At 63.9% G+C, this 14,601-nt stretch carries 8 protein-coding genes; 6 read left to right on the forward strand and 2 right to left on the reverse strand.

The annotated features are described in order from the left end of the window. The first annotated feature begins 154 nt into the window (after window positions 1–154). The 6 genes from H7A19_10315 to parE all read left to right on the forward strand — a co-directional run bounded on the left by H7A19_10315 (window position 155) and on the right by parE (window position 12,443). Window positions 155–3,241, forward strand: a complete 3,087-nt coding sequence (locus tag H7A19_10315; GenBank protein ID MCP5475217.1) for a carboxypeptidase regulatory-like domain-containing protein — start codon at window positions 155–157, stop codon at window positions 3,239–3,241. Window positions 3,242–3,667: 426 nt separating this feature from the next. Further along, the gene (locus H7A19_10320) at window positions 3,668–4,501 is read left to right on the forward strand and encodes a hypothetical protein (protein ID MCP5475218.1); all 834 of its coding nucleotides are present in this window, start codon (window positions 3,668–3,670) and stop codon (window positions 4,499–4,501) included. A gap of 132 nt (window positions 4,502–4,633) precedes the next feature. Continuing rightward, entirely contained in the window at window positions 4,634–8,122 is a 3,489-nt protein-coding gene (locus H7A19_10325) for a pre-peptidase C-terminal domain-containing protein (GenBank protein MCP5475219.1), read from the forward strand. A gap of 223 nt (window positions 8,123–8,345) precedes the next feature. After that, window positions 8,346–9,161, forward strand: coding sequence for an endonuclease VIII (nei, locus tag H7A19_10330; GenBank protein ID MCP5475220.1), 816 nt, complete (start codon window positions 8,346–8,348; stop codon window positions 9,159–9,161). Window positions 9,162–9,241: 80 nt separating this feature from the next. Continuing rightward, window positions 9,242–10,231, forward strand: a complete 990-nt coding sequence (locus H7A19_10335; protein MCP5475221.1) for a magnesium transporter CorA family protein — start codon at window positions 9,242–9,244, stop codon at window positions 10,229–10,231. Between the two features lie 328 nt (window positions 10,232–10,559). Beyond that, on the forward strand, window positions 10,560–12,443 hold the full coding sequence (gene parE / locus H7A19_10340) for a DNA topoisomerase IV subunit B (protein MCP5475222.1): 1,884 nt from the start codon (window positions 10,560–10,562) through the stop codon (window positions 12,441–12,443). 140 nt (window positions 12,444–12,583) lie between these two features. Here parE and H7A19_10345 read toward each other — a convergent pair whose 3' ends face one another. Both H7A19_10345 and H7A19_10350 read right to left on the reverse strand, forming a co-directional pair. Next, window positions 12,584–13,765: an NAD(P)/FAD-dependent oxidoreductase gene (locus H7A19_10345; GenBank protein MCP5475223.1), complete on the reverse strand. Its 1,182-nt coding sequence runs from the start codon at window positions 13,763–13,765 to the stop codon at window positions 12,584–12,586. Between the two features lie 181 nt (window positions 13,766–13,946). Continuing rightward, entirely contained in the window at window positions 13,947–14,492 is a 546-nt protein-coding gene (locus H7A19_10350; protein MCP5475224.1) for a YaeQ family protein, read from the reverse strand. Window positions 14,493–14,601: the final 109 nt, after the last annotated feature.

Consider the following 14,601-nt stretch of genomic DNA (forward strand, 5'->3'; position numbering starts at 1 on the left):
TTTCGGCGCACTCAAGACTGGCTCGTTTTATTGCGCCAGGGATTCAGCGGCACGAGCTGGGGACTCGATGATCGTGCCAAGCAGGGTGATCCAAACAAGGTGTCGGCCTTCGGGTTCGACTTTTGACGGTATTTCTTTTCGGGAAATTTGATCCATGAAGCTTCTCAAGCTTGTTGGTGTGCTTGCAGCGCTGGGGCTGATGTCGGTTGGCTCGCTCGGCGCGCAGTCACTGGGCGGCAGCGACAACCTGCCGGGCAATGGCGTCGAGGTTGGGGAACCGGTGACGCCGGTGGAAATCAATGTTGATCTGCGCAATCTGCCCACGGCTGCCGACTGGAAGCCGGGCGATCCGATCAAGGAAGCGCAGCGCCGCATCTATCACCCGCTGACGGGTCGCGCCGACCCCAGCGCTCCAGCCAACTGGGAAACCTCGCCCGATCGCCTGGGCGATCTGCAGGCCACCTTTGACAATCTGCGGATCCCGGCGACCGGCATGGAAGCAGCCGGGCGCGTGACCATCAGCAATGGTTCCACCGGCGTCAGCCCGGGCGACCCGGTGGTCGAAGTCAACAGCAACTACATCCTGTACGGCATCAACAATTCCACGGGCACCACCTTCACGGTCTACAACAAGGCCGGCACCAAGCTGTCGGGCCCGACCACGTACAAGTCGCTGGCACCGGCTGGTGACCCCTGCGCCACCTCGGTCAGTGATCCCATCATTCACTGGGATCGCCTCGCCAACCGCTGGTTCATGCTGGAAATGGGCGGCACCTCCAGTGCCAACCGTCTGTGCGTGTACATCTCCAAGACCGACAACCCGGTGTCGGGCGGCTGGTGGTTCTATGGCTTCTCGACCCCGAGCGTGCCCGACTACCCGCACTGCTCGGTCTGGCCCAATGCCTATGTCTGCGCCACCAACGAAGGCGGCACCGGCATCTCGGTCTATGCCTTCGACCGCGCCAACATGCTCAATGGCGCCACCGCACGCGCCGCGCAGCGCTTCACCTCGGTACCCAAGCTCGCGGGCTACGGCTTCCAGACCTTGACGCCAGTCACCTTCATGGGCAGCACCGCGCCGCCGGCCAATGCGCCGGTGATCCTGGCCCGCCACAACGATGACGAAGCGCACGCCGGCACCAGCGCCAACACCAGCGCCGACTTCATCGATCTGTATGCGATGAACATCAACTGGACCACGCCGTCCAGCAGCAGCATCAGCACCCTGCCGCGCGCCCAGATCACCGAATTCAACAGCTGGTTCCGCAACTATTCCGCCTTTGCCACGGTGCCGCAGCCGGGGTCGACCTCGCTGCTGGATCCGATCCGCGAAGTGATCATGAACTCGCTGAGCTATCGCAATTTCGGCACCTACGAATCGATCGTCGGCAATTTCGCCACCAATCAGAATGCCGCTCGCACCGGCACCGTGGTTGACGCCGCCATCCGCTGGTTCGAACTGCGCAAGTCCGGCACCGGCAACTGGGCGCTGCATCAGGAAGGCACCTTCAGTCCGGGCGACACCAATACCCATCACCTGCTCGGCGCGATCTCCCAGGACAAGCAGGGCAACATCGGCATGGGATACAACGTCTCCAAGACCAGCAGCCCGACGGTCTATGCCTCACTGCGCTACACCGGCCGCCTGAACACCGATGCTTTGGGCGTGATGACCCAGGGTGAGACCGAAGTCGCCACCGGTGCTGCGGCTGAAACCTCCGGTCGCTGGGGCGACTACTACCAGATGGTGGTCGATCCGGCCGATGACTGCACCTTCTGGTTTGTAGGCATGTACCGCCCGACCGGCAGCTGGGCCACCCGCGCCACCGACTTCAAGTTCAGCAACTGCGGCGGCACGCCGCCGGCCACCTACTCGATCTCGGGCCAGGTCACCACCAGCACCGGCGCCGCCATCAGTGGCGTGACCGTCAGCACCGGCTCGGCCTCGACCACCACCGACGCCAGCGGCAACTACTCGATTCCGAATCTGGTGGCCGGCAGCTACACGCTGACGCCCAGCCGCTCCGGCTATACCTTCAGCCCAACCAGCCGCGCCGTCACCATTGGCAGCGCCAACGTATCGGGTCAGAACTTCACCGGCACTGCAACCGTCAGCACCTACAGCATTTCCGGCACGGTCTCGGCCAGCACCGGCGGCGGTCTGGCAGGCGTCACGGTCAGCACCGGCTCGGCCAGCGCCACGACCAACAGTTCGGGCGCCTACACCATCAGCAACCTGGCCAATGGCACCTACACGCTGACGCCCTCGCTGAGCGGCTACACCTTCAGCCCGGCCTCGCTGTCGGCCACCGTCAGCGGCGCCAACCTGACCGGTCGCAACTTCACCGGCACTGCGGCCACGGGTGGTGCCACGGCGCTGTCGAACGGTGTGGGCGCAGCCGGCTCAACCAGTTCAACTTCGGCCAACAGCAGCTTCAAGGACTACACCGTGGCCATCCCCGCAGGCGCCACCAATCTGACCATCGCCACCAGCGGTGCGTCGGGCGATGTGGACCTCTACGTCAAGTTCGGCGCCCAGGCCACGCTGACGGTCTATGACTGCCGTCCGTACACCGGCAGCGGCAACGAGAGCTGCGCGTTCGCCACGCCGAGCACCGGCACCTACTACGTGCGGGTGTATGGCTACGCCACCGGCACCGTCAACTTCACGGTCACGGCTTCCTGGACGACGGGTGGCGGCGGCGGTGGCACCACGGTTGTCGAGCGCCTCAGCAATGGCAACTTCGACAGCATCAGCTCCAGCACTAATGCTGCTCCGGACGGTTCGTGGTCACGCACGGCATCCTCCGGCACCTCGTTCAACACGCTGCTGGCGGGTCAAAGCAATGCGCAATCGCCCAGCAGCTATGCCTATCTGGGCGTCAATGCCAAGACCAGTTCGCAAACGGTGGACAGCAAGGCCACGCTGATTCCGGCTGGCGCGACCACGGCGACGCTGTCCTTCTACACCTCGATCGTCACGAGTGAGACCTCGACCACCAGTGCCTACGACAAGCTCCAGGTACAGCTGATCGATGCCAGCACCAACGCCGTGATCACGACGCTGGTCACGCTGTCCAATGTCAACAAGACCGCGAGCGCCTCCACCTATGTGCAGCGCAGCTACAACGTCGCGGCCTACAAGGGCCGCAACGTCAAGGTGCGCCTGTACGCCACCACCGACAGCTCGCTGGCGACGACCTTCCGGGTCGATACCGTCAGCCTGCGCACGGACGGCTGACCGCCGCAAACAGCCTGAACCGGGTACGCTCGGTTCAGACTGACGGAGAATCGTGGCCTCGGCGAAAGCCGAGGCCTTTTTTTGGGGCATCACGGGTGCCCGCTAAACCCGTGAAAACACAGGGCTCACCCACTCTTCACGTGTCCGTACAATTCAGGTGACGCACAGCGTCACCTTCTGTCCCTTGTTGACACTTGAATCAACACTGAATACAGTGCGCGCCCATCCACCTCAGGGCTGAAGCCGGGTGGGCTTAAGGGGGAGTTCAGCGAAGCTGGACGCCGGGTTTGCTGGGGAGCAGCTCGACGCCACAACAGCATCGCCGCGGAATGGGGTCATCACGGGTTATTGTGCTGAGGGGCGCGCGGTTCGGAAGGGTCTGGACCAGCGCGCAGCACGATCAATGAACACGTCGGGGGGACATGAATGGTCGCGAGAAGCTGGATCGTGGGTTGTCTGGTCCTCTGGACTGCAGGTTGCGCTCAGCAGCCCGTCACGGTCAGAGCAGACGCCCCGGATGCACCTGATCCGGCGGTTGCCGCCAGCGCCGATGTCGACCCCGAGACCTTGATCGAGCGCAGCGACAGCACCCATCTGCTGGCGCCCAAGCAGGTCGTCCGTATCGACAACCCTTTCGGGGATGTGCGCATCCGCTTCGGTGGCTATGAATCCCAGCTCGAATGGCGCGGCGTGGCCCAGAACGCGGGCAGCGCTCACAAGCTCAGCGCCACCGGCAGTGCGACCGAAGCCTTCGAGATCGCAGTGCGTCTGCCTGCGGGAACTACCGTCATTCCGGGCCAACGCCTTGATTTGACAGCTTATGTTCCGGAAGGTCATGACCTGCAGATCAACACTGAACAAGGACTGATCGAAGTCCGCGGCTTGCATGCCAATGTCTACGCCCGAAGTCGCAGTGGCGATATTTCATTTCGGGGCATTCGCGGACTGGTCGATGTGGAAACCGGCGGCGGCAACATCGAGGGCCAGCTCAACAAGGCCCCGGCAGGCAGCCAGCAGCGCGTCGCCACGCAGACCGGGACCATCATCCTGGGCCTGGTGGACGAGCTCAATGCCGCCCTGACACTGGCCACATCCGGCGTATTCGCCACCGATTTCAGCATCCACATTGATCCGCAACCGGGTCAGGAACCAAACAAGACCGCGCGTGCCGAGATCGGCAAGCCGGAAGCAAACATCGAGGTCGTCAGCAAGCGTGGGGAAATTCGTTTGCTGCGACGGTTGGGGTTCCGGCCCGCTTGACGGGTCAGGAGCGTTGGGGAACGCGAGCTGGGGTACTCGATGACGCGCCCTACAAGCTGGTGATCCGTGCCGCTGATGCAGCCTTCGGGCTTTGATCGGGGCGGACACCACTTTCATCTAGGAATTCAATCCATGAAGGTCAAGAACTATCTCGCCCTGACGGCAGGTCTGGCGCTGACGCTGGTCAGCAGTCTGCAGGCACAGGGGCTCGGCGGCGTCGACGGCCAGCCGGGCAATGGCGTCCAGGTTGGGGAACCGGTGACGCCGGTGGAAATCAATGTCGATCTGCGCAATCTGCCCACCGTGAATGACTGGAAGCCGGGCGAAGCCATCCGCGAAGCACAGCGCCGCGTCTACCATCCGCTGACCGGGCGGGCCGATCCGAGCGCGCCCGCCGACTGGATCACCTCGCCCGATCGTCTGGGTGATCTGCAAGCGACCTTCGACAATCTGCGCATCCCGGCCGACGGCATCGAGAACACCGGTCGGGTGACCATCAGCAACGGTTCCACCGGCGTCAGCCCGGGCGACCCGGTCATCGAAGTCAACAACGACTACGTGCTGTATGGCATCAACAACTCCTCCGGGACGACCTTCACGATCTACAACAAGGCCGGCACCAAGCTGTCGGGGCCGACCACCTACAAATCGCTGGCCCCGGCCGGCGATCCCTGCGCCACCTCGGTCAGCGACCCGATCATCCATTGGGATCGCCTCGCCAACCGCTGGTTCATGCTGGAAATGGGTGGCACCTCCAGCGCCAATCGCCTGTGCGTGTATATCTCCAAGACCGCCAACCCGGTCTCGGGCGGCTGGTGGTTCTACGGTTTCTCGACCCCTAGCGTGCCGGATTACCCGCACTGCTCGGTCTGGCCGAATGCCTATGTCTGCGCCACCAATGAAGGCGGCAGCGGCATCGCGGTCTATGCCTTTGATCGCGCCAACATGCTCAATGGTGCCACGGCTCGTCCGGCCCAGCGGTTCACCTCGGTACCCAAGCTTGCCGGCTACGGTTTCCAGACGCTGACGCCAGTCACCTTCATGGGCAGCACAGCGCCGCCCGCGAATGCACCGGTGATCCTGGCTCGCCACAACGATGACGAAGCGCACGCCGGTAGCAGCGCCAACACCAGCGCCGACTTCATCGATCTGTATGCCATGAACATCAACTGGACCACGCCGTCCAGCAGCAGCATCAGCACCCTGCCGCGCGCCCAGATTACGGAATTCAACAGCTACTTCCGCAACTACTCGGCCTTTGCCACGGTGCCGCAGCCGGGTTCGACTTCGCTGCTCGATCCGATCCGCGAAGTCATCATGAATTCGCTGAGCTATCGCAATTTCGGCAGCTACGAGTCGATCGTGGGCAACTTCGCGACCAATCAGAACGCGGCTCGCACCGGCACCGTGGTCGATGCCGGCATTCGCTGGTTCGAACTGCGCAAGTCCGGCAGCAGCAACTGGGCGCTGCATCAGGAAGGCACCTTCAGCCCGGGCGACAGCAATACCCATCACCTGCTCGGCGCGATCTCCCAGGACAAGCAAGGCAACATCGGCATGGGCTACAACGTCACCAAGACCAGCAGCCCCACGGTCTCGGCGTCCTTGCGCTACACCGGCCGCCTGAACACCGATGCGCTGGGCGTGATGACCCAGGGCGAGAATGAAGTGGCCACCGGCAGCGCCGCAGAAACTTCCGGCCGCTGGGGCGACTACTACCAGATGGTGGTCGATCCGGCCGATGACTGCACCTTCTGGTTTGTCGGCATGTACCGCCCGAGCGGCAGCTGGGCCACCCGCGCCACCGACTTCAAGTTCAGCAACTGCGGCGGCACGCCGCCGGTGACCTACACCGTCTCCGGCCAGGTCACCACCAGTGCCGGTGCCGCCATCAGTGGTGTCACTGTCAGTGCCGGATCGGTCTCTACCACCACCGACAGCAGCGGCAACTACTCGATTGCCAATCTGGCCGCGGGCAGCTACACGCTCACGCCCAGCCGCTCGGGTTACACCTTCAGCCCGAGCAGCCGCGCCGTCACCATCGCCAGCAGCAACGTGGGCGGCCAGAACTTCACCGGCACGGTGGTCACCACGGGTCCGGGCGTGCTCGCCAATGGCGTCCCGGCCAGCGGCTCGACCAACTCGACCAGCGCCAACAGCAGCTTTGCCGAATACACCGTGGCCATTCCGGCCGGCGCCAGCAACCTGACCATCGCCACCAGCGGTGCCTCGGGTGACGTCGACCTGTACGTACGCTACGGCGCCGCACCCACGCTCAGCACCTACGACTGTCGGCCGTACAGCGGTTCGGGCAACGAGAGCTGTCCCTTCGCCAGCCCGAGCACCGGCACCTACTACGTGCGCGTCTATGGCTATGCCACCGGCACCCAGACCTTCACGATCACCGCATCGTGGACCAATCCGAGTGCCAATGTGCCGCCCACGGCAAACTTCAGCTTCACCACCAACAACCTGACGGCCTCGTTCACCGACACCTCCACTGACAGCGATGGCTCCATTGCCTCGCGCAGCTGGAACTTCGGTGATGGCGGCACCTCCACGGCTGCGAATCCGAGCCGCACCTACGCGGCTGCGGGCACCTACACGGTGTCGCTGACAGTCACGGACAATTCGGGTGCCAGCAGCAGCATCTCGAAGTCGGTCACGGTCTCGGCACCCGCCAACGTGCCGCCGACGGCCAACTTCAGCTTCAGCACCAACAACCTGACGGCATCGTTCACCGATACCTCGAGCGACAGTGACGGCAGCATCGCGTCGCGCAGCTGGAACTTCGGCGATGGCGGCACCTCCACCGCCACCAACCCCAGCCGCACCTACGCTGCCGCCGGCACCTACACCGTGTCGCTGACGGTCACCGACAATTCGGGTGCCAGCAACAGCATCTCGAAGTCGGTCACAGTCACCGCAGCACCCACGGGCAACGCGCTGAGCAAGGGAGTTCCGGTCAGCGGCAGCACCAATTCGACCAGCGCCAACAGCAGCTTTGCCGAATACACGGTGGCCGTACCGGCAGGTGCCAGCAACCTGAGTATCGCCACCACCGGCGCCAGCGGTGACATCGATCTGTATGTACGCTTCGGTGCTGCACCCACGCTGTCGACCTACGATTGCCGCCCCTACACGGGTTCGGGCAACGAGACCTGTACTTTCGCCGCACCCAGCGCGGGCACCTACTACATCCGCGTCTATGGCTACGCCACGGGGACCGTCAACTTCACCTTGACTGCCGACTGGACGGTAGGCGGCGGTGGCACCCAGCCGAGCTTCTTCGAGAACCTGACCGACTACAACATTCTCGACAACACGACCATCGAGAGCCCGATCACGGTGTCCGGCCGAACCGGCAATGCGCCCTCGAATCTGCAGGTGGCGGTGACCATCTACCACACCTACAAGGGCGATCTGAAGGTGGACCTGATCGCACCCGACGGTTCGGTCTATGTCCTGCACAACCGCAGCGGCGGTGGTACAGACAACATCATCCAGACCTTCACGGTGAATGCCTCCACCGAAGTGGCCAACGGTACCTGGAAGCTGCGCGTGAACGACAACGCCCGCGGCGACACCGGCTACCTCGACAAGTGGAGCCTGCAGTTCTGAGAAGCTTTCACTGAGTAGCAAATCAAAGCCCCGGCGCGAGCCGGGGCTTTTTTTGGGGTGAAAGGTGAAGAGCGAATTGGGCGAGGGGCAGGGGCTCAACCTCGCTGCAAGGTCAGATAGTGCGGCGGGGTGGGTCCCCTGCCGCCTGCCCCCGCTCTTCCGACTACATCCGGTTCACCGGCAGGCAATGGATACTCAGCGGCCCTTGCCCGCCAGAGCCGCCGTGCCTGAAGGTCCAGAAATCCGGCGTGCCGCCGATCGACTGGAGAAGGCGATCCTTCATCAGCGATTGCGCTCGGTCCATTTCGCCTTTGATCGACTCAAACCCTTCGAGGCGCCGCTGGCTGCATCTTCGGTGACGCGTATCGAGACCCGCGGCAAGGCCATGCTCACGCACTTCGACTGTGGCCTTGCGGTCTACTCGCACAACCAGCTCTACGGCCGCTGGTACACCAGCAAGCCGGGACAGACGCCACGCACCGCCCGTTCACTCCGCTTCGCGGTCTACGGCACGCGTGCCGACATCCTGCTGTACAGCGCCTCGGACATCGAGGTGCTGAACGCCGATCAGATCGTGAAACACCCGTTCCTCTCGAAACTGGGGCCTGATGCACTCGACCCAGACCTCAATGCGGCCGAGTTGGAAGAGCGACTGAAAGATCCCCGGTTCCGGCGCCGCCGCCTCGCTGCACTGCTGCTCGATCAGGGCTTTGTCGCCGGTTTGGGCAACTATCTGCGCAGCGAGATCCTGCATGCCGCGGCGCTGGCCCCCTCCCGCAGCGCGGCCGGGCTGTCAGACACGGAGCGCCATGCTCTGGCCGACGCCTGCCTGGACATCACCCGCCGTTCCTACCGCCATGCCGGCATCACCAACGATCTCGCCCGCGCCGAGGCGCTGAAGCTCGCTGGCAGCCGTTTTGAACAAAGACGTTTTGCCGTCTTCGGGCGCGACGGCCTGCCCTGCTACCGCTGCGACACCCCCATCCTCAAGGCCGAGATGGCGCGCCGCATCTACTGGTGCCCAGACTGTCAGCGCTGAGGCGGATCGCTGCTTGCAAGGCTGCACGAAGGCCCTGATCCATGTCATAACATCGCACCTTCTGCATTCGGAGCGAAGCCGTGAGCGAGACCCGCAGCGCCTGCGAACACGTTCTGATCGCCTTCGATTTCGAACACAAGACCGAGACCGCGATAGACCTCGCGGATGCGGCCAGGGCCGTAAAGGCCGGACAGTTTCTGTGGCTCGATCTGTTGGCCCTGGATGTCGAGCAGGCGCGCGTCCTGCTGTCGCGACTGGGCCTGTTCTCGGACATGGTCATCGAGGATGCACTCAGCGGCGAAGAGGCCACCCGCCACGCCCGCTACGACGACTATCTGCATATCGTGGTCTGTGGCTGCAGGCCCAGCCATCGCAGTTTCGAGCTGGAGCGGGTGGACATCATCCTCGGCGAGAGCTTCATGGCCACCATCCATCGCCGGCCGGCGCTGTTCATGGATGCCGTTCGGCGCGACTACCGCAGCGACTTCCACCGCTTCGCCAAGAGCCCGAGTTTCATGCTCTACGAGCTGTGGGATCACTTGCTCGAAAACTACCTGGCGGTGCAGCGCGACATGGAGGAGCGTGTGGAGGCGCTGCAGCTGCAGCTGGGTGCGGGCCAGGTCGATGAGAAGATTTTCGCCGTGATGTCGACACTGAGTTCCGATCTGCTGCATCTGCGCAAGGTGTTGCTACCGGCCCGAGCGGTATTGGTGGATCTGTCCACCCGCAAGTCCCTGTTCATCTCCGATGCCACCCAGGGCTTTTTGCACAATATGGTCGGCACCCTGGAACATGTGCTGCAGGATCTGCTGGTCGACAGAGACATCCTGTCGGAATCGCTGAATCTGTACATGTCGATGGTCAGCTATCGCACCAATCGGGTGATGACCCGGTTGACGGTGGTCAGCGTGGTGTTCCTGCCGCTGACCTTTCTGGTCGGCATCTACGGCATGAATTTCGAAGGCATTCCGGAACTGCACTGGAAGTATGGCTACGCCTATTTCTGGGGCGTGGTGCTGCTGATCACCGCGATACTGGCCGTCTTCCTGCGGCGCGCGAAAATACTCTGAACCCCAGCAGACCCTGCCGAGCAAGCTCGGCACTACAAGAGCCTCGTACTCCCTGGCTTTGGTAGAGCGGAGCTTGCTCCGCTGCTTTGGCTGGGCTTTGGCTTTGCCTTGGCAAGGAGAGCGTCCAGACGAGTCTGGACCTACAAGAGCGGTAGACCCTGCTGAGCAAGCTCGGCACTACCACAGCCTGGTACACCAGCGCCCTGACGACAAAACCCGGGCCAAGGCCACTTGCCCGCCCTTGGCTGTTGCGTCCGTGGCTCATGCCATGCAGCATCCCTGCGCATCGCGCCGGGTTGGCGCCGTTCACGAATCTTGCTGAAAACCCATGACTGCACGCTACAACGCCGCCGATATCGAAGTCCTGCAGGGTCTGGATCCGGTCAAACGCCGGCCGGGCATGTACACCGACACCACCCGCCCCAACCATCTGGTGCAGGAAGTGGTCGACAACTCGGTCGACGAAGCCCTGTCGGGCTACGCCAAGAGCATCGACATCCGCATCTACAACGACGGTTCCATCGAAGTCACCGACGATGGCCGCGGCATGCCGGTGGATATCCATCCGGAACATGGCGTACCCGGTGTCGAGCTGATCATGTGCAGGCTGCATGCCGGCGGCAAGTTCTCGAATCAGAACTACAACTTCTCCGGTGGTCTGCACGGCGTCGGCGTCTCGGTGGTCAATGCGCTGAGCACGCGGGTGGATCTGAACATCAAACGCGATGGCCAGGAGTACAGTATCGGTTTCGCCAACGGCGATCCGGCCTCGCCACTGCAGGTCATCGGTACGGTCGGCAAGAAGAACACCGGCACCCGCGTGCGTTTCTGGCCGGATCCGAAGTATTTCGACACGCCCAAGCTGTCGATGCCCAAGCTGCGCCACGTGCTGCGCGCCAAGGCGGTGCTGTGTCCGGGCCTGGCGGTCACGCTGTGGGATGAAGCCACCGGTGAGACCGAGCGCTGGTATTACGAGGACGGCCTCAAGGACTATCTGAACGGCCAGCTGGCCGATCGCGAGGTGATTCCCGGCGAGCTCTTCACCGGCTCGATCAAGCGCACCACCGAGGCCGCAGACTGGGCGCTGGGCTGGACACCCGATGGCGAGGTCATCCAGGAAAGCTATGTCAACCTGATTCCCACCGCCCAGCACGGCACCCACGTCAATGGATTCCGTTCCGGCCTGACCGACGCCATCCGCGAATTCTGCGAGTTCCGCAATCTGCTGCCGCGCGGAGTCAAGCTGGCGCCGGAAGACATCTGGGAACGGTTGTCCTTCGTGCTCAGCTTCAAGCAGCAGGACCCGCAGTTTGCGGGCCAAACCAAGGAACGCCTGTCCTCGCGCACGGCAGCACCCTTCGCCCAGGGCGTCATGCACGATGCCTTCAGCCTGTGGCTGAACCAGCACACCGAACTTGGCGAGCGCATCGCCACGCTGGCCATCGAGCGCGCCCAGGCGCGTCTGAAGACCGAAAAGCAGGTGGTGCGCAAGAAGGTCACCAGCGGCCCTGCCCTGCCCGGCAAACTGGCCGACTGCGCTTCGCAGGATCTATCGCGCACCGAGTTGTTCCTGGTCGAGGGCGATTCCGCCGGCGGCTCCGCCAAACAGGCGCGCGAGCGCGATTTCCAGGCGATCCTGCCCTTGCGCGGGAAGATCCTGAACACCTGGGAAGTGGAATCGACCTCAGTACTGGCGTCGCAGGAAGTGCACGACCTGGCGGTGGCCATCGGCCTTGATCCCGGCAAGCCCGACCTTTCCGGCCTGCGCTACGGCAAGATCGTGATTCTGGCCGATGCCGATTCCGACGGCCTGCACATCGCCACCCTGCTCTCGGCGCTGTTCCAGCGCCATTTCCGCACTCTGGTGCAGGCCGGACACGTGTTTGTGGCCATGCCGCCGCTGTTCCGAGTGGATGTCGGCAAACAGGTTTTCTATGCACTGGACGAGAGCGAGAAGACCGAACTGCTGGACCGCATCGCCCGCGACAAGATCAAGGGCCAGATCAGCGTCACCCGCTTCAAGGGCCTGGGTGAAATGAATCCGCAGCAACTGCGCGAATCGACCATGCACCCCGACACCCGTCGACTGGTGCAGCTGACCATCGACGACGACGACGGTACCGATCGCATGCTCGACATGCTGTTGGCCAAGAAGCGCGCCAGCGACCGCCGCGAATGGTTGGAGACCAAGGGCGATCTGGCGCAGGTGTAATCCCAGGTCGCGCTCTGGTAGGTCACGTTGGCTGCGCAGCAGCCTACGTGACAGTTCAGGCCACCGATGTCAGGTAGACCGCTACGCGGCCAACCTGACCTACGACTGCCGCACCTCTCCCGTGCAACTTGGCACCGCCGCTACACCGCCGTGCCCGCCGCGTGCCCCGAAGCCCAGGCCCATTGGAAGTTGTAGCCGCCGAGCCAGCCGGTGACATCGACGACCTCGCCGATAAAGTACAGCCCGGGGACCTTGCGCGACTCCATGGTCGCTGATGACAGCTCATCGGTATCCACCCCGCCCAACGTGACTTCGGCGGTGCGGTAGCCCTCGGTGCCACTGGCCACCAGTGGCCAGGCTTGCAGCAGCTCGCCAACACCGCGCAGCTCGCGCTCGCCGTACTGGCGCATCGGCTTGCTCGCCACCCAGTGATCGCACAGGCGCTGGGCGAAACGCTTCGGCAACAACTCTGCGAGCACGCTGCGCAGCTCGGCGGCCGGCCGTTCACGTTGCAGGTCCCGCAGCGTATAGCCCGCATCCTGCTGCGGCAGCAGATCCAGCCGCAGCTCGTCGCCGGGCTGCCAGTAGGACGAAATCTGCAGGATCGCCGGACCGCTGACGCCACGGTGGGTGATCAGCATGGAGTTGCTGAAGCTGCGACCATTGGCACTGGCTGTCACCGGCAAGGCCACACCACTGAGGTCCTGCAGGCGCTCCTGATGGACACCGCTCAGCGTCAGCGGCACCAGCCCGGCCCGAGTGGGCAACACCCGATGGCCAAACTGCCGTGCCAGATCGTAGCCAAAGCCGGTGGCGCCCATGCTCGGGATCGACAGACCGCCCGTGGCGACCACCAGTGCCGGCGCCGACATCGACCCGCGCGCAGTCTGCAGACGGAACCCCCCATCGACCTTGGCCACCTCGCTGATGCTGCAGCCAGTCTCGATCCGCACACCGGCGTCGGCACATTCCTGCAGCAACATCGCCACGATCTGCTTGGACGAGATATCGCAGAACAGCTGGCCCAGCTCCTTCTCATGCCAGGCGATGCCGTGGCGATCGACCATGGCGATGAAATCCGCGGGCCGATAGCGCGCCAGCGCCGATTTGCAGTAATGGCGATTGGCCGAGATGAAATTCTCGGCGCTGGTGCCGGTGTTGGTGAAATTGCAACGCCCGCCGCCCGACATCAGGATCTTCTTGCCACACCGATTGGCATGCTCGATCAGCCGCACCCGCCGCCCGCGCTGCCCGGCCGTGAGCGCACCCATCAGGCCGGCAGCGCCGCCGCCGATGATGATGACGTCAGTGTCGGTGGTCATCGGCCGAGGGCACGAGGGCACGAGGGCGAGAGGGCATGAGGGCGCGAAAGAGCCGCAATCTCGCTGCCAAGCCGCCGTTGCGTGCCCTCGCGCCCTCGTGCCCTCCACGATCGGTTTATCCACGAAGAAGCGCAACGCCGGGGCCCACCGGGACTCCCGCAGGTACGGCCAGCCATCACCTTCACGGCAGCGGCCGGCGCCAGATCGGCGTCAGGCTGACGCTGCCGCTTTCGCTGAGCACCTGCACCTCGCCATCCTGGATCAGGCATTGCAAGGTCAGATTGCGCTGGCACAGCGTCGCCAGTTCCTCGGCACTGGTCGATGGGATTTCCAGCACGCCGAGGTTGCTGCAGCGTTCCAGTCCGGCTGCGTTCTTGTCCCACCACTGGCCGAAGCCACGGCCGCTGTAGCCCACCACCACGACCTGGCGCGCGCGCCCGCAAGCCTTGCGCACCCGGGACTCGTCGGGCTGTCCGAGTTCGATCCACTGTTCGATCTCGCCGGTCAGCGAGCGCCGCCACAAGTCGGGCTCATCCTCGGTGCTCAGGCCGCGACCGAAACTGAGGCCCTCTTCGGCCAGCAGCGCGAAGGCCAGGACTCGGACCATCAGCCGTTGCTCGGTTTCGGAGGGATGCAGCGCCAGCGTCAGCGCATGGGTGCCGTAGTAATGCCGGTCCATGTCGCTGATCTGCAGTTCCACCTTGTAGACGGTGGCCTTGAGTGCCATGGGGTCATCCTGTGCCGACGAGCGCGGATTCTAGCCCGTGCATGCCGCAAGCTCGAACTGCATGTCACTCGCCCCTGCGCAGCGCAGCCGTTCCCAGGATGGGCTGATG

This window comes from Rhodanobacteraceae bacterium, from assembly GCA_024234055.1.
Classification (GTDB): Bacteria; Pseudomonadota; Gammaproteobacteria; order Xanthomonadales; family SZUA-5; genus JADKFD01.